Consider the following 16,037-nt stretch of genomic DNA (forward strand, 5'->3'; position numbering starts at 1 on the left):
AGCAAATGGGCATAGAAATCGTGATATTCAGGTTTAATCGGAAAGAAATAACCGGATACTGAACATAACAAAAAATATAAGGATACGCCGTCAGGCGGCTTTTCAGCCGCCGCGGTCGCAAATTGAAATGAACGTCATATACTGGGGAACAGATAGACGTTTGTTGGAGGTACAATTATGACTGTTTATCATTTTGTTGGAATAAAAGGGACGGGTATGAGTCCGCTTGCCCAAATACTTCATGATAATGGATATACTGTCCAAGGATCGGATATCGAAAAATTCATTTTTACACAAACGGCGCTTGAAAAAAGAAACATCACTGTTCTTCCTTTTAGCGCGGATAACATCAAACCCGGCATGACAGTTATCGCCGGAAATGCATTCCCAGACACGCACCCTGAGATTGAAAAAGCGATGTCTGACGGAATTCCGGTGATTCGTTATCATAAGTTTTTAGGTGACTACATGAAAAAATTCACCAGTGTCGCGGTTACTGGTGCGCACGGTAAAACGTCGACTACGGGGCTGCTGGCTCACGTCATCCAAAACGCAAAACCGACGTCTTTCTTAATCGGGGACGGAACAGGCCAAGGAAATGAAAACAGCGAATACTTCGTATTTGAAGCGTGCGAATACCGCCGCCATTTCTTAAGCTATCAGCCTGACTACGCGATTATGACAAATATTGATTTTGATCACCCTGATTATTTCTCAAATATTGATGATGTGTTTGACGCTTTTCAGGAAATGGCTCTTCAAGTTAACAAAGGCATTATTGCCTGCGGTGATGATGAGTATCTGCCGAAAATCCATGCGAACGTGCCTGTCGTTTATTACGGCACAGGAGAAGAAAATGATTTTCAAGCGAGAAACATCGTAAAAAGCACAGAAGGGACAACTTTCGATGTCTTTGTCCGCAATACATTCTATGACACATTTTATATTCCTGCGTACGGCCATCATAATGTATTGAACTCATTGGCGGTCATCGCGTTGTGCCATTATGAAGAAATTGACGCCAGCGTTATTAAACATGGCCTCAAATCATTCGGCGGCGTCAAACGCAGATTCAATGAGAAACAGCTCGGAAACCAAGTGTTAGTTGATGATTACGCTCATCATCCGACAGAAATAAAAGTGACGATTGAGGCGGCAAGACAGAAATATCCTGATCGTGAAATCGTTGCGGTATTCCAGCCTCATACATTTACGCGGACACAGCAATTCCTTGATGAATTTGCTGAAAGCCTGAGCGGGGCAGACTGTGTGTATTTATGCGACATCTTCGGGTCAGCCCGGGAAAACGCAGGAAAGCTGACGATCGGCGACCTGCAGGGAAAAATTAATAATGCCAAGCTGATTGCAGAAGATGATACATCTGTTTTAAAAGCCCATGATAAAGCCGTTCTCATCTTTATGGGAGCAGGAGATATCCAAAAATATATGAGAGCCTACGAAAACGTCATGGCATAATAAAAAGCAGTGATCTCACTGCTTTTTATTTATCTGAAGAGACATCCTCTTAAAGGATTTTTCAAATGTAATGGAGAATAATATGTATACAGCCCAACAGATATGTTTATGATTTTACAAATCGGGTAAACAGCAGTATATCCTGCAGCAAGGAGGTTTAAGATGATTATCATTCTTTATTTAAGCGTTGCACTAATCGCAGTAGCATTTCTCGTCTTAGTGATCTATTTGTCTAAAACACTAAAGTCACTGCAGCTGACATTAAAACATGTTGCATCCACGCTCGAAGGGCTGGAGGGACAAATGAAAGGCATTACCACTGAAACTGCCGAGCTTTTACATAAGACCAACCGCTTGGCTGAAGATATTCAGGAAAAATCAGAAAAGCTGAACACGGTCGTTCATGCTGTTCAAGGGGTGGGAACCTCTGTACAGCAGTTCAATACATCAATGAAGCAGGCGGCAGGGTCTGTATCGGCATCAGTGAGAGAAAACCAAGATAAAATCAATCAGGTTGTCACCTGGAGCCAAGCAGCAATGGAAATTTGGGAGAAGTGGAAGCGAAAGAAATCAGCTCTTTAAGAGAGAAAAACACTTTGAGGAGGAATAATGATGAGCAAAGATGGAATTAATAGTAAAGATTTTTTAATCGGTACTTTAATCGGAGGAATCATCGGAGCCACCACTGCGCTTTTCCTAGCACCTAAATCTGGGAAAGAACTACGCGACGATCTCGGAAATCAAGCTGTTGCTCTGCGGGATAAAACAGATAAAATGACGGCAGACGCAAAAGAAAAAGGCACACAATATGTCAGCATTGCAAAAGACAAAACATCTAACATCACACAGCTTGTTGCCGATCAGTCAGGACAGATCATGAACAAGGTCAAAGATTTAAGAGACCGTTCAAAATCTGCAAATACCGAGTCATCATCTGCTATGCAAGATATGAAAAACGAAGCAATGCAGGCGGCTGACGAAGCAAAAGATCAAGTCCTCCAAACGAAAGAAGACGTAAAAGACGAGCTGAAAGATGCACAAAAACAGGCCGAGCACATCAACCGCTGAGCCCGGAAGGAGCAGACTTGACTAATGGCAAAACAGCTAATTCAATCTGAGGAAGAGTTTAAGCGTATTGCAGAAAAGGAAGGCACATTCTTGTTTTTTAAGCACAGCTTAACATGCCCGATCAGCCAAGCCGCATTTCAAGAATTTAATGCCTTTGCAAATCATCATGAAGAAGTGCCGGCTTACTATCTGCAAGTACAAGAGGCACGGCCCCTGTCAAATTTCATCGCAGAAACATACGGAGTCAAGCACGAAAGCCCTCAAGTTTTCGTGATCCAAAACGGTGAAGTAAAGTGGCATACCTCACATTCACAAATTACAGAAGCGGCGATTGAGCAGCATCTGTCCTAGAAAAAAGCGTCCAGATATGATCTGGCGCTTTTTTTTTTGAAAAAACTATTGATCATTTTCTTCACATCATGTACGATAGCATCATACATTACTTTATCACTTAAAAGCGTTTGGGTAATAAAGTAGACTTTTTTAAAAATTTTGTATTTCAGTATTTCCATTTGGTTTTACTTATAGTAAGATGCATGTTAACTACAAAATAAAAAATGAATGTGCAGGGAAAGGATGAAAAAAATGAGCAACACAGAATTAGAGCTTCTAAGGCAGCAGGCAGACGAATTAAACTTGCAAATTTTAAAATTAATCAACCAGCGCGGAAATGTTGTAAAAGAGATCGGTAAAGCGAAAGAAGCGCAAGGTGTCAATCGCTTTGATCCTGTCAGAGAACGCACAATGTTAAATAAAATCATTGAAAACAATGACGGACCATTCGAAAATTCTACTATCCAGCACATTTTTAAAGAAATCTTTAAAGCAGGTTTAGAGCTTCAGGAGGAAGATCACAGCAAAGCGCTTCTTGTTTCCCGTAAGAAAAAACCTGAAGATACAATCGTTGATATCAAAGGTGAAAAAGTCGGAGACGGCCAGCAAAGATTTATCGTCGGACCATGTGCGGTTGAGAGCTATGAGCAGGTGGCGGAAGTGGCTGCGGCTGCTAAAAAACAAGGGATTAAAATTCTCCGCGGAGGAGCCTTTAAGCCTCGTACGAGCCCATACGATTTCCAAGGCCTCGGTGTAGAAGGACTCCAAATCTTAAAACGTGTAGCGGATGAATTTGATCTGGCTGTTATCAGCGAAATCGTAACGCCGGCTCATATTGAAGAAGCGCTTGACTACATTGATGTAATTCAGATCGGTGCGCGTAATATGCAGAACTTTGAATTGCTGAAAGCTGCAGGTTCCGTGAAAAAGCCTGTGCTTCTGAAACGCGGACTTGCTGCAACGATCTCGGAATTCATCAATGCAGCTGAATACATTATGGCACAAGGCAATGATCAAATTATCCTTTGTGAGCGCGGTATCAGAACATACGAAACAGCAACGAGAAACACGCTCGATATTTCAGCTGTGCCAATTCTGAAACAGGAAACGCATTTGCCGGTCTTTGTTGATGTGACGCATTCAACAGGCCGCCGAGACCTCCTTCTTCCGACAGCTAAAGCCGCTTTAGCGATCGGTGCTGACGGCGTAATGGCAGAGGTTCATCCTGATCCATCAGTCGCACTTTCTGACTCTGCTCAGCAAATGGCGATCCCTGAATTCGAAAAATGGCTGAATGAACTGAAACCAATGGTGAAAGTCAACGCCTAATGGAATGAGATCAATACAAAAGGCCGCATATGCGGCCTTTTTTTGCGCTTTCTCGTTTATTTAATTATAAAACTCAAGTATACGTTTTCATCATCTATAAAAACGTGTATAATTTCATGAGAAGTATTTAAATTTGATGAATAATGAAAAATAATGTAGACTACTGACTTACGCTTACAAATCATAAACGACATAAATTCGGACATTATGACATTTCTCTACATAAAGTGTTTATGCTATAGATAAGGATAAGTGTATCCAGTAAAAGGAGTGGTTTTAGGATGAGCAATATTACGATCTACGACGTAGCGAGAGAAGCTAATGTAAGCATGGCAACCGTTTCCCGTGTCGTGAATGGAAACCCGAATGTAAAACCGACAACGAGAAAAAAAGTCTTGGAAGCCATTGACCGTCTCGGCTACCGTCCAAACGCGGTGGCAAGAGGGCTTGCAAGCAAAAAAACAACAACTGTAGGTGTCATCATTCCTGATATCTCAAGCATTTTCTATTCAGAGCTTGCGCGCGGAATTGAAGATATCGCGACAATGTATAAATATAACATCATTTTGAGCAACTCTGACCAAAACCTGGAGAAAGAGCTGCACTTATTAAACACAATGCTCGGCAAACAGGTCGACGGCATCGTATTTATGGGCGGAAACATTACGGACGAGCATGTAGCGGAATTTAAGCGTTCGCCAGTGCCGATCGTGCTTGCCGCTTCTGTTGAAGAGCAAGGTGAAACACCATCAGTCGCAATTGATTACGAGCAGGCGATTTATGATGCGGTGAAGCTTTTGGTTGATAAGGGGCACACTGATATCGCGTTTGTTTCCGGCCCGATGACAGAACCGATCAACCGCTCAAAGAAACTGCAAGGCTACAAACGGGCGCTTGAAGAGGCGAATCTTCCGTTTAATGAACAATTTGTCGCTGAAGGTGATTATACGTATGATTCCGGACTAGAGGCGCTTCAGCACCTCATGAGCCTGGATAAAAAACCGACAGCGATTCTTTCAGCAACTGATGAAATGGCGCTCGGCATTATTCATGCCGCACAGGATCAAGGTCTTTCCATTCCTGAAGATCTCGACATTATCGGCTTTGATAATACGAGATTAAGCTTGATGGTTCGACCGCAGCTTTCAACAGTAGTTCAGCCGACGTATGATATTGGCGCGGTTGCCATGAGACTGCTGACAAAGCTCATGAATAAAGAGCCGGTGGAAGAGCATATTGTCGAATTGCCGCATCGTATAGAGTTAAGACAGTCAACCAAGTCATAAGAAAAACAAGAAAGCAAGCTTCACCTCTAAGGTGGATTCTTGCTTTTTTCGTATGAGTGAGGAGAAATGATGAAACGTTTTGATTATCTTACACCTGTTGGTTTTGTGTTAGGAACGATTATGATTGTGATTGGAATTATTTCCGGATCGGGAGTAAGCGGTTTCCGCTCTTTTCTAGATCTGACTTCTTTCTTTATCGTAACAGGAGGGCTTTGCGCCGCTGTTTTTATCAGTTTTCCGCCGAGAGAGCTGAAAAAAACGCCCACTGTGTTAAAGCAGGCATTTATCCGCCAGGAAGACAATGTAAAAGATCTTGTGAAAACCTTCGTTTCCCTTTCCGATCATGCGCGAAAACATGGGCTTTTATCACTGGATGACCAGGCTAGAGAAATCAGAGATCCATTCTTGAAAAAGGGGCTGCTTCTGGCGGTTGACGGCTGGGATGAAGAAACGATTCGGCTTGTCATGGATTCAGAAATTGCAGCAATGGAGGAACGGCACCGCAAAGGGCGGCGTGTTTTGGAGAAGGCGGGAGAATTCGCTCCGGCATGGGGCATGATCGGGACACTGGTCGGGCTGGTGCTGATGCTCAAAAACTTAAATGACCCTGATATGCTCGGTCCGAATATGGCTGTTGCACTTTTGACGACCTTATACGGATCATTGCTGGCAAACATGGTATTTAACCCGATTGCGGCTAAGCTCGAAGAAAAAACAGAAAGCGAAATCTTCATCAAACAGGTGATGGTGGAAGGTATCATCGGGATACAATCCGGAAAAAATCCGCGCAATCTGGAAAGCCAGCTCGTCGTTTTCAGTTCTCGGGAAGAATGGCGGAAGCAGCATAATCAAGTAAAGACAAAAAAGGGATCTGTACATGAAGCTTAGAAGAGACCGATTTGAACGAAGGAATGGAAACGGGAAAAACAATCAGTCATCCTCCGGCTGGATGGTAACCTTTACAGATCTGGTTACGCTGATCCTTGTGTTCTTTATTTTACTTTTTTCGATGTCGCAGATTGATCTGCAGAAATTTAAAGCAGCGGTGAACTCGATCCAAAAGGAAGGCAGCGGGCTTCAGCCAGACCAAACAGCCATCGATCAAAAAGACACGCCGTCAGCCGATGCAAAGAAGCAAGAGAATCAGCAGGATCAACTGCTGCAAAAAGTGAATACATACATTCAAGAGCACCAGCTGAAGGCGAAAATGACAGCAAAGCGGGATGAACGCGGTGTCGTGCTCGTTCTTCAGGAAGCGGTGCTGTTTGATTCAGGCGAGGCTAAAGTGTTGGAAAATGCTGAAACGCTTCTCCACCAAATTGCAGTTCTTCTTCAGACTATTCCAAATGATATTCAGGTGGAGGGCCATACAGACAGCCGAAATATTTCAACGTACAGGTATCCGTCTAACTGGGAGCTATCCGCAGCACGGGCAAGCGGAGTCATTCAATATTTCACATCAAAAGAGAAACTCCCGTCGAAGCGATTTATCGCTGTTGGCTATGCGGATACAAAGCCTGTAAAGGATAACAAAACAAATGAACACATGAAGGAAAACAGACGTGTAGAAATCGTCATCAAAAAATCAAAAACGACCTCTTCGTGAAGGTCGTTTTTTTATTTTGTTTTTTCCTGACGCTCTGATCGAATTGCGTATAACGCTTTGCTGACGGTTTGAGCATTTTTTTCTGTAATTTCTGGCTTCCGTGGAATCGGCGGATATAAATCGGCGGGATCGCTCCAGCTGGACGGAAGGGTGACTGGGCATTGCTTTTGCCATTTTGCAATCCATTTAGATGGAATGTCATGTCCCGGATCGATCCCTTTCATTTCAAGCCATACTCGGGCCCAGGCACGGGGCACCACACGCCAAATATCATATCCGCCTCCTCCGACGGCGATCCATCTTCCGCCGCAATATTGATGCGCTAAAGCGTGAGCAAGCCGCGGAATCTGTTCGTAAATGGCAATCGTTGCCGACAAATGCGTCAGCGGATCGTAGTAATGGGCATCAGCTCCATTTTGGCTGATAATCACATCCGGCTGAAAATAAGCGGCGATTTCTGAAGCTGCTGTCTGGTAAGCCTCAATAAATGAATCATCCTCCGTAAAAGCATCAAGCGGGATATTAAAGGAGTATCCGTAGCCTTTTCCGCTGCCTTTTTCCTGAATCTGACCGGTTCCGGGGAATAAATACCGTCCCGTTTCATGAATGGACAGGGTGCATACGTTGGGATTATCATAAAACGCAAATTGCACACCGTCTCCGTGATGGGCGTCCGTATCAATATACAGCACCTTGGCTTGATATTTTTTCTGAATATATTGAATCGCTACAGCGCTGTCGTTGTATATGCAAAATCCAGAAGCCCTTCCGCGAAACCCGTGGTGCAGGCCTCCCCCAAGGTTGGCAGCATGCAGTGCTTGTCCAGACATGACATAATCCGCAGCTGTTAAGGTTCCGCCGACTAATAGTGAGGCCGCTTCATGCATGCCTGCAAAGACGGGTGTATCTTCAGTGCCGAGCCCGTAGCTTTCCCCTTCTTCGGGTGGAAGTTTTCCGGCGCCGGCAAGCTGTACTGCCTGAATATAATCGTCCGTATGCACAAGAGCCAGCTCATCTTCCGCAGCAAGCCGCGGACTGACGATATCTCCCTCGTCAAAGGCATCCATCGATTTGAGCAAATCATATGTCAGCAGAACACGCTGCTGATTAAAGGGGTGCTCCTGATGAAACATATAAGTCTGATAAGAGGGAGAATAAATAAACACACTGTCCCTCATAGCTGATCCCTGTGCTCTGACGGCCATACGATGAGATGCCCGTTTTTTTGCAATTCCTGCAAAAACGGCAGCGGATTCATCGTCTTGACACGGAATACAAGCACTTTTGCGCCGGAATCGTCATGGGGATAGACAAGAACGCTCAGTATTTTCACCTGAAGTCTTTGGCAGAGGCCGCTGATATCGGCGAGGCTTTTTGTGATGTCATTTACTTTTATCTCAACCTGCGATCCGGGCTGGTCAGCGCCTGTCAGCTTCACAAAAGTCCGCAGCAAATCGGTTTTTGTCAGAATGCCGATTAACTTTTGATGCTGCACGACTGGAAGGCAGCCGATGCCATGCTCGTAGAAAACTGCTGATATTTCTTCAACAAAATCAAGCGGATGGGCGCACACGACGTCTTTTTTCATAATGGATTCAACGCTTCGTGTGAGAAAACGGCTGCGTTTGCTTTCTTCAAAAATACTGGGGCTGGCCTGTTTCATATCTCTGTCTGTAATCATTCCAATCACATGACGGTCTTCATTAATAACAGGCAAATGCCTGATATGAAATTCCTTCAGCTTGTGTATTGCCGTTTCAAGCGTATCCGTTTTCGTTAATGTGATGACATCCTTTTTCATGATTTGCTCAACAATCATTATCTTTTCCCCTTTGTCAGTGTCAGTTAATACATATAACGATGATAAAAACGGAGCCTGTCAAATCGTTCAATTGATTCCTGGCTGACGTTTTTTCCGATGCGCGCCATCAGGCAGTTCGCAGGATGGGAGCTGATCTCTGGCTCATCGGTGGCAAACCAGACCAATCCGCCTGCGTTCATCATTTTCTCCATGATCTTTCTGTACTCCCACACATCCTTTTTCATCCCTTTTAAATCCCAATGCCAGTAATATTCTGTCGTCATCACAATGTAGTTCTCCATTTGTTCGTCCATCATGCTGACGGTCAGAAGTGTTTTTCCGACAGAACATCCCCGGTATTCCGGTGCCACCTCAATGGCTCCGAGCTCAAGCAAATCCTCCATATTTCCTTCTGACCATCTTTCGAGCGGGTCAGGGTATAGATACGTCACATAGCCGACAATGGCCTGGCCGTCTCTGGCAATGATAATGCGTCCCTCAGGAAGGCCGGCAATATCGACTAATGCTTCATGCTGTTCCCGGGGCGGCCGAAATGCGGTCAAATCCTTATGAAACTCATAACCTGCCAAGTCTTCTGGAGAGACAGGCCCTTCTATCAGTAAGGAGCCGGTTGCTGTTTTGATGTTTGCAGAGTGATATGTTTTATGATGTTCCACTGATTCACCGTCCCATCAATTTCTATAAAAAATACATGCCTCCTTTAAGAATAACAAATTATAAAGCGTTTTCAACATGGTTTATATTTTAAAAATTGAGAAGAATATGAATATATACTATAATAAATGTGACAACTTCAGCAAAGGGGGATGTTTGGACATGAATTTGAAAGCGTTACCAGCTATAGAGGGGGATCATAACCTAGAAAACTACGATGAAACGTATCGGCAATTTGATTGGTCCGAAGCGGAGAAACATTTCTCTTGGCATAAGACAGGGAAATTGAACGCGGCTTATGAAACGATAGACCGCCACGCCGAATCTTTTCGGAAAAACAAAGTAGCGCTTTATTATAAGGACGCAAAACGGGATGAAAAATACACATTTAAAGAAATGAAAGAAGAAACAAACAGAGCCGGGAATGTGCTGAGACGGTATGGAAATGTGGAAAAAGGGGACCGCGTTTTTATTTTTATGCCGAGATCACCCGAGCTTTATTTTATTATGCTAGGCGCTATCAAAATCGGCGCAATCGCCGGGCCGTTATTTGAAGCGTTTATGGAGGGGGCTGTTAAGGACCGGCTTCAAAACAGCGAGGCAAAGGTTGTTGTCACGACGCCTGAGCTTTTGGAAAGGATTCCGGTTGACAAGCTGCCTGATTTACAGCATATATTCATAGTCGGCGGCCAGGCTGAACAGAGCGGAACAAACATCATTCATTATGATGAAGTGGCTAAGCATGAGAGCACAAGACTGGACATTGAATGGATGGACAGGAAAGACGGCTATTTGCTTCATTATACATCAGGATCTACGGGTACGCCAAAGGGTGTGCTTCATGTTCATGAGGCGATGGTTCAGCAGTATCAGACAGGAAAGTGGGTCCTTGATTTAAAGGAAGAGGACATTTACTGGTGCACGGCCGACCCAGGCTGGGTGACTGGAACGGTGTACGGGATTTTTGCGCCGTGGCTGAATGGAGCGACAAATGTGATTGTCGGCGGACGATTCAGCCCGGAAAGCTGGTATGGAACGATTGAGCAGCTTGGCGTAAACGTCTGGTACAGCGCGCCGACTGCCTTTCGAATGCTGATGGGAGCCGGAGATGAGATGGCTGCCAAATATGATCTGACTTCACTCCGCCATGTGCTGAGTGTCGGTGAACCTTTAAACCCGGAAGTGATCAGATGGGGGCATAAAGTTTTTAATAAACGGATTCATGATACATGGTGGATGACAGAGACGGGCGGCCAGCTGATCTGCAACTATCCTTGCATGGATATTAAACCAGGCTCGATGGGAAAACCGATTCCCGGTGTAGAAGCAGCAATCGTTGACAATCAGGGGAACGAGCTTCCGCCGTATCGAATGGGGAACCTCGCCATTAAAAAGGGCTGGCCTTCTATGATGCACACGATTTGGAATAACCCTGAAAAATACGAATCTTATTTTATGCCTGGCGGATGGTATGTGTCGGGTGATTCTGCCTACATGGATGATGAAGGGTATTTTTGGTTCCAAGGCAGAGTGGACGATGTCATCATGACCTCCGGTGAGCGTGTCGGGCCTTTTGAAGTGGAAAGCAAGCTTGTCGAACATCCGGCAATTGCGGAGGCGGGGGTCATTGGAAAACCTGATCCCGTGCGCGGCGAAATCATCAAAGCCTTTATCGCTCTCAGAGAAGGGTTTGAGCCATCTGATAAACTGAAGGAAGAAATCCGCCAATTTGTCAAACAAGGTCTTGCAGCCCATGCGGCTCCGCGTGAAATTGAATTTAAGGATAAGCTTCCAAAAACACGGAGCGGTAAGATCATGAGACGTGTGCTGAAGGCGTGGGAGTTGAATCTTCCGGCCGGAGACCTGTCAACGATGGAGGATTAAAAGGCGCCGTTGACACGGGATTTTATTTATGTTAAAAATGATATAGCTTCATATGAAAAGGTAAAGATTGAGACAAGTAGAATATCCTTACGTTCCAGAGAGCTGATGGCCGGTGAAAATCAGCACAGACGGATATATCGAATACACTCATGAACCGCTTTTGCAAACAAAGCCGCTCAGGCTTTCAGTAGTGAAAGAACGGACCTGATCCGTTATCAGGCAAAGTGATAAGAGCGAAAAGCTGTATGTATGCTCTTATTAGTAGGGTGGTACCGCGATAATCAATCGTCCCTTCGTTTACACGAAGGGGCGTTTTTATTTTATTAAAAAAGGAGCTTTATCTCATGACAAACTTACTTGAAGACTTATCCTTCCGCGGATTGATTCAGCAAATGACGGATGAAGAAGGACTGAATAAACAGCTGAACGAAGAAAAAATCCGCCTGTACTCAGGCTTTGATCCGACAGCAGACAGCTTGCATATCGGGCACCTGCTGCCCATTTTAACACTCCGCCGTTTTCAGCTTGCGGGGCACCATCCGATTGCGCTTGTGGGCGGCGCGACGGGTTTAATAGGCGATCCGAGCGGAAAAAAAGCTGAGCGTACGTTAAACACGGCTGATATCGTTGTCGAATGGTCGCAAAAAATCAAAAATCAGCTTTCAAGATTTCTTGATTTTGAATCAGCAGAAAACTCGGCTGTTATGGCAAACAACTACGACTGGATCGGAAACCTGAATGTGATCGACTTCCTTCGTGACGTCGGCAAAAACTTCGGCATCAATTACATGCTGGCAAAAGATACAGTCAGCTCCAGAATCGAATCCGGCATCTCTTACACAGAATTCAGTTACATGATTCTTCAATCTTATGATTTCTTAAACCTGTACAGAGAGAAAAACTGTAAGCTGCAAATCGGCGGAAGCGATCAATGGGGCAACATTACAGCTGGCCTTGAGCTGATCAGAAAATCTGAAGAAGAAGGAGCAAAAGCATTCGGTCTTACCATTCCGCTTGTAACGAAAGCGGACGGCACAAAATTCGGAAAAACCGAAGGCGGCGCAATTTGGCTTGATAAAGAAAAAACGTCACCATATGAGTTCTATCAATTCTGGATCAATACAGACGACCGTGATGTAGTGAAATATTTAAAATACTTCACGTTCCTTTCAAAGGAAGAAATCGAAGAATATGCTGAAAAAACTGAAACAGCACCTGAAAAGCGTGAAGCGCAAAAACGCCTGGCAGAAGAAGTGACAGCGCTCGTTCACGGACGCGAGGCACTGGAGCAAGCGATTAATATTTCCCAAGCATTGTTCAGCGGCAATATTAAAGAGCTTTCTGCCCAAGACGTAAAAATCGGTTTTAAAGATGTGCCTTCTCTAGAAAAAGACAGCGCTGAAGAACTGTCACTCGTAGATGTGCTGGTTGAATCGAAACTGTCACCGTCTAAACGCCAAGCCCGTGAAGATATTAAAAACGGGGCTGTTTACATTAACGGTGAACGCCAGACAGAAATTGACTATATCTTATCTGCTGAAGACCGCATTGAAGATCAATTTACTGTTCTGCGCCGCGGGAAGAAAAAATACTTCCTTGTCACATATAAATAAGAAAAAAACATCCTTTGCTTAATTGGCAAAGGATGTTTTTGGTTTAGCGCATAGGAATTTGAGGGAAAGAGTATATTAGATAGGGCAAACACGACCATTCACCACCTTTTCAATAGGAGGGAGAGCTCACCGTGAATCTCATGTGTACGATCGCCAAAGAAAGATTGCAGCGGGATTATTGGGAGCAGCAGGCCAGAGAAAGTGTTGTCCAGCAGGAAACGGTAGAAGAATCAGACGAAAAAAAACCCCCGACCGCATAGCGGCAGGGGGTTTTTTAAACGATTAACGAGAGTAGAACTCAACGATAAGCGCTTCGTTAATTTCCGGAGCAAGTTCAGAACGCTCTGGAAGACGAGTGAATGTACCTTCAAGCTTTTCAGCGTCGAAAGTAAGGTATTCAGGAACGAAGTTGTTTACTTCAACAGATTCTTTGATGATAGAAAGGTTTCTTGATTTTTCGCGAACACCGATTGTTTGACCAGCTTTTACTTGGTAAGACGGGATGTCAACGCGGCTTCCGTCTACAGTAATGTGGCCATGGTTAACCAATTGGCGAGCTTGACGGCGAGTACGCGCTAAACCTAGCTTGTACACAACGTTATCAAGACGAGAATCTAAAAGAATCATGAAGTTTTCGCCGTGTTTACCAGTCATTTTTGCAGCTTTGTCAAACAATGTACGGAATTGACGTTCGTTTACACCGTACATGTGACGAAGCTTTTGCTTTTCTTGCAATTGCAAACCGTATTCTGATAATTTTTTACGTTGTCCTGGGCCGTGTGGACCTGGAGCGTAAGGGCGTTTTTCTAATTCTTTTCCTGTTCCGCTAAGAGAGATTCCTAGACGGCGGGACAGTTTCCAAGATGGACCTGTATAGCGAGCCATAATGTGACTCCTCCTTTGGTTTTATTTTTGTGGAAAATAAAAACCGTCTGTTCTATTCGACCATGTACATTTTGTTTTCATGTATCCTCGCTCCAGCAGCAGAGAGTTACACGATACACCTTACTGATAAGGAACAAAATGAAAACATAGAAGCTGAACAAAAAGGCTGCAATATTTCACACAAAGGTCATTATATAATTTATTTGTTTTGAAGTCAACCATTCATCCATTATCGCTTTGCTGTTTATGATATAATAAACAAAAATTAGTGGTAAACTTTTTAGGTGATAAAACATGATAGAACAAACAAAAGATCAATTACCCGCCTTTCGTTATCATATGCTCGATTTTTTATTAACCAAATCTGTAAAGGTCTCATTCACCGACTCTCTTATATGGCTGACATCGGCTATTCAAACATATTTTCCATCACTTTGCGTATCCCTTATACCGTCTCCATCTGATCGCATGGCACAAATGACAGAAGATGAAGTGCATTTTTCTGCATCGAAAATAAATGCCTCATTTTATGTTATCGAGGATCATGTCTCCGGCAGGAGCTTTCATTTAACATGCAGGCAGGGCGGAGTGTTTCCGGAAGAGCTTCCGGATTTGATTTCTTCTTTTTTAAATCAGTCAATGAAACAGGAAAGACTTTATATCAAAACAATCTATCAAAAAAAGATATACAAGATGACAGAACTGTTCCATTCGCTGCTCGATCAGACGGAAGTGTTGAAGAAGCTTCTTGAAAGCTTACACACCACGTTTCCCCTGTTTCAATTTTCTCTGTTTATTTCTCATGATCAGGACCAATGTATAGGTGTTCCTGCAAAGGAACTGTATATGGAAGGGGAAGATGCCGATTCCTTTGCGCTTAAAGTCTATCTATCCGGGAACATTTTGCGGAAAAATGAAACGGTCGCTTACATCCCAATTAAAGGGCAGCAGGGAACGTACGGCGTTCTGATGGCAGGTGGGGCGGGAGACAGTCCTCTTACCGACGTGTACCTTGATGAAATGTCACTGATAGCAAATGCGGCGGGAAAGGCGTTTGAAAATGCCCAGCTCTATGAACAATCCAAAACAAGTATTGCAAACTTGGAATTAATTAATGAAACATCGCGCCGTCTCAACCAGCGGCTGACGCTGACGGATACGATGAACGATCTTGCTGTGAGAATGGCTGAATCATTTCATGCTGAAGAAGTGGGTTTTTTCCATATTGACCATTTTGAACATCAGACACTGCTTCCCGGGAGCACAGCATTTTTTAAAGAAACGAAGTCGTCTGATATATATAATGAAATAAAAGAAAAACTGTACGAAGGAGAGAATGGCGTTTTTATCGGAAATGGACAGTCTGTGTTTGGAAAAGCCGGATACGGTTCACTTATGGCTGTTCCGATGATGGAGAATGCCCAGCTCCTGGGATTTGCCGTTTTGCTGAAAAAGGAAATGTACGCTTTTACATTTGAAATGTACAAGCTGTTCCAAGCGCTGATTCATCACGCAACACTGGCTGTGACCAATTCGATGCTTCGCGACCGCCTTGAGCATCTTGTGAAAACGGATCAGCTGACAGAGCTGTATTCAAGAGTTTATTTAGATGAAAAAATCCAATACAGCATGAAAATTCATCAAAAAGGCGTTTTTATTCTTGTTGATATTGATAATTTTAAAAATGTAAATGATACGTACGGACATCAGACAGGGGACGAGATTTTAATACAGGTCGCTTCCGTTATCAAAAGCAATATCCGAAAGCATGATGTCGGCGCCCGCTGGGGTGGCGAGGAGCTGGCGGTTTACCTTCCGAATGTGACGGTTGCTGTCGGGAAACGGATTACCGAAAGGCTTGTTTGTGCTGTGAGAAAAAGCACGAAGCCTGAGGTGACGATTTCATGCGGAATCTCCTGCTGGGACTCAGAATCGAAAAAATCCTTGAAGGAGCTTGTTCACGAGGCCGACGAAGCGCTTTACACCGCGAAACGCAGCGGGAAAAACCGTTTGATGATTCACGAGTCGATAAAATGAAAAAAGCCCAAAACGCTACATGTTTTGGGCTTTTGTTGTATGCT

General features: G+C 44.1%; 16 protein-coding genes and 1 other annotated feature. Of the genes, 12 read left to right on the forward strand and 4 right to left on the reverse strand.

What is annotated here, in order from left to right; translation table 11 throughout:
* The first annotated feature begins 177 nt into the window (after positions 1-177).
* The 8 genes from murC to motS all read left to right on the forward strand — a co-directional run bounded on the left by murC (position 178) and on the right by motS (position 7,098).
* Positions 178-1,476, forward strand: coding sequence for a UDP-N-acetylmuramate--L-alanine ligase (gene murC, locus MTN95_RS03870; RefSeq protein ID WP_248337025.1), 1,299 nt, complete (start codon positions 178-180; stop codon positions 1,474-1,476).
* 162 nt (positions 1,477-1,638) lie between these two features.
* Complete coding sequence (locus tag MTN95_RS03875) at positions 1,639-2,058, forward strand: DUF948 domain-containing protein (protein WP_024122518.1); 420 nt, start codon at positions 1,639-1,641, stop codon at positions 2,056-2,058.
* 30 nt (positions 2,059-2,088) lie between these two features.
* Positions 2,089-2,544, forward strand: coding sequence for a YtxH domain-containing protein (locus tag MTN95_RS03880; protein WP_044153829.1), 456 nt, complete (start codon positions 2,089-2,091; stop codon positions 2,542-2,544).
* Positions 2,545-2,568: 24 nt separating this feature from the next.
* On the forward strand, positions 2,569-2,895 hold the full coding sequence (ytxJ, locus tag MTN95_RS03885; protein ID WP_044153830.1) for a bacillithiol system redox-active protein YtxJ: 327 nt from the start codon (positions 2,569-2,571) through the stop codon (positions 2,893-2,895).
* A 234-nt stretch (positions 2,896-3,129) separates the two neighbouring features.
* Positions 3,130-4,206: a bifunctional 3-deoxy-7-phosphoheptulonate synthase/chorismate mutase gene (locus tag MTN95_RS03890; RefSeq protein ID WP_024122514.1), complete on the forward strand. Its 1,077-nt coding sequence runs from the start codon at positions 3,130-3,132 to the stop codon at positions 4,204-4,206.
* 281 nt (positions 4,207-4,487) lie between these two features.
* Complete coding sequence (gene ccpA, locus MTN95_RS03895; RefSeq protein ID WP_024122513.1) at positions 4,488-5,492, forward strand: catabolite control protein A; 1,005 nt, start codon at positions 4,488-4,490, stop codon at positions 5,490-5,492.
* Between the two features lie 69 nt (positions 5,493-5,561).
* Positions 5,562-6,380, forward strand: a complete 819-nt coding sequence (motP, locus tag MTN95_RS03900) for a flagellar motor protein MotP (RefSeq protein ID WP_105953384.1) — start codon at positions 5,562-5,564, stop codon at positions 6,378-6,380.
* Complete coding sequence (gene motS, locus MTN95_RS03905; RefSeq protein WP_105953385.1) at positions 6,370-7,098, forward strand: flagellar motor protein MotS; 729 nt, start codon at positions 6,370-6,372, stop codon at positions 7,096-7,098. Before motP ends, motS begins: the two co-directional genes overlap by 11 nt.
* 11 nt (positions 7,099-7,109) lie before the next feature.
* Here the strand turns inward: motS and MTN95_RS03910 are convergent, their stop codons facing one another.
* The 3 genes from MTN95_RS03910 to acuA are packed head-to-tail and all read right to left on the reverse strand — an operon-like array spanning position 7,110 to position 9,576.
* Positions 7,110-8,276 carry an acetoin utilization protein AcuC gene (locus MTN95_RS03910; RefSeq protein ID WP_105953386.1) on the reverse strand — a complete coding sequence of 389 codons (1,167 nt, stop codon included), beginning with the start codon at positions 8,274-8,276 and terminating at the stop codon, positions 7,110-7,112.
* The gene (locus MTN95_RS03915; RefSeq protein WP_227598057.1) at positions 8,273-8,917 is read right to left on the reverse strand and encodes an acetoin utilization AcuB family protein; all 645 of its coding nucleotides are present in this window, start codon (positions 8,915-8,917) and stop codon (positions 8,273-8,275) included. Before MTN95_RS03915 ends, MTN95_RS03910 begins: the two co-directional genes overlap by 4 nt.
* Before the next feature lie 26 nt (positions 8,918-8,943).
* Positions 8,944-9,576, reverse strand: a complete 633-nt coding sequence (gene acuA / locus MTN95_RS03920; RefSeq protein WP_069487059.1) for an acetoin utilization protein acetyltransferase AcuA — start codon at positions 9,574-9,576, stop codon at positions 8,944-8,946.
* Between the two features lie 160 nt (positions 9,577-9,736).
* Here acuA and acsA point away from each other — a divergent pair, with 160 nt between their 5' ends.
* The 3 genes from acsA (at position 9,737) to sr7p (ending at position 13,331) form a co-directional block, all read left to right on the forward strand.
* Positions 9,737-11,458: an acetate--CoA ligase gene (gene acsA / locus MTN95_RS03925; protein ID WP_248337027.1), complete on the forward strand. Its 1,722-nt coding sequence runs from the start codon at positions 9,737-9,739 to the stop codon at positions 11,456-11,458.
* A 54-nt stretch (positions 11,459-11,512) separates the two neighbouring features.
* Positions 11,513-11,754, forward strand: a binding site (T-box leader).
* Positions 11,755-11,802: 48 nt separating this feature from the next.
* A complete protein-coding gene (gene tyrS, locus MTN95_RS03930; protein ID WP_248337029.1) occupies positions 11,803-13,071 on the forward strand; it encodes a tyrosine--tRNA ligase in 1,269 nt (422 codons plus the stop codon).
* Between the two features lie 131 nt (positions 13,072-13,202).
* Positions 13,203-13,331 (forward strand): small protein SR7P, encoded by a 129-nt coding sequence (sr7p, locus tag MTN95_RS21495; RefSeq protein WP_258182092.1) that lies wholly within the window; start codon positions 13,203-13,205, stop codon positions 13,329-13,331.
* Between the two features lie 22 nt (positions 13,332-13,353).
* Here the strand turns inward: sr7p and rpsD are convergent, their stop codons facing one another.
* Positions 13,354-13,956 (reverse strand): 30S ribosomal protein S4, encoded by a 603-nt coding sequence (rpsD, locus tag MTN95_RS03935; protein ID WP_024122504.1) that lies wholly within the window; start codon positions 13,954-13,956, stop codon positions 13,354-13,356.
* Between the two features lie 294 nt (positions 13,957-14,250).
* Here rpsD and MTN95_RS03940 point away from each other — a divergent pair, with 294 nt between their 5' ends.
* Positions 14,251-15,993, forward strand: a complete 1,743-nt coding sequence (locus MTN95_RS03940) for a diguanylate cyclase domain-containing protein (RefSeq protein ID WP_248337031.1) — start codon at positions 14,251-14,253, stop codon at positions 15,991-15,993.
* Positions 15,994-16,037: the final 44 nt, after the last annotated feature.

The sequence above is a fragment of the Bacillus sp. 2CMS4F genome (genome assembly GCF_023161785.1).
GTDB classification, from domain to species: domain Bacteria; phylum Bacillota; class Bacilli; order Bacillales; family Bacillaceae; genus Bacillus; species Bacillus halotolerans.

Bases quoted from the DNA above. Each gene is read 5' to 3' on its own strand.
- murC (WP_248337025.1), top strand. From the start codon at position 178: ATGACTGTTTATCATTTTGTTGGAATAAAAGGGACGGGTATGAGTCCG.
- MTN95_RS03875 (WP_024122518.1), top strand. From the start codon at position 1,639: ATGATTATCATTCTTTATTTAAGCGTTGCACTAATCGCAGTAGCATTT.
- MTN95_RS03880 (WP_044153829.1), top strand. From the start codon at position 2,089: ATGAGCAAAGATGGAATTAATAGTAAAGATTTTTTAATCGGTACTTTA.
- ytxJ (WP_044153830.1), top strand. From the start codon at position 2,569: ATGGCAAAACAGCTAATTCAATCTGAGGAAGAGTTTAAGCGTATTGCA.
- MTN95_RS03890 (WP_024122514.1), top strand. From the start codon at position 3,130: ATGAGCAACACAGAATTAGAGCTTCTAAGGCAGCAGGCAGACGAATTA.
- ccpA (WP_024122513.1), top strand. From the start codon at position 4,488: ATGAGCAATATTACGATCTACGACGTAGCGAGAGAAGCTAATGTAAGC.
- motP (WP_105953384.1), top strand. From the start codon at position 5,562: ATGAAACGTTTTGATTATCTTACACCTGTTGGTTTTGTGTTAGGAACG.
- motS (WP_105953385.1), top strand. From the start codon at position 6,370: ATGAAGCTTAGAAGAGACCGATTTGAACGAAGGAATGGAAACGGGAAA.
- MTN95_RS03910 (WP_105953386.1), bottom strand. From the start codon at position 8,276: ATGAGGGACAGTGTGTTTATTTATTCTCCCTCTTATCAGACTTATATG.
- MTN95_RS03915 (WP_227598057.1), bottom strand. From the start codon at position 8,917: ATGATTGTTGAGCAAATCATGAAAAAGGATGTCATCACATTAACGAAA.
- acsA (WP_248337027.1), top strand. From the start codon at position 9,737: ATGAATTTGAAAGCGTTACCAGCTATAGAGGGGGATCATAACCTAGAA.
- tyrS (WP_248337029.1), top strand. From the start codon at position 11,803: ATGACAAACTTACTTGAAGACTTATCCTTCCGCGGATTGATTCAGCAA.
- rpsD (WP_024122504.1), bottom strand. From the start codon at position 13,956: ATGGCTCGCTATACAGGTCCATCTTGGAAACTGTCCCGCCGTCTAGGA.
- MTN95_RS03940 (WP_248337031.1), top strand. From the start codon at position 14,251: ATGATAGAACAAACAAAAGATCAATTACCCGCCTTTCGTTATCATATG.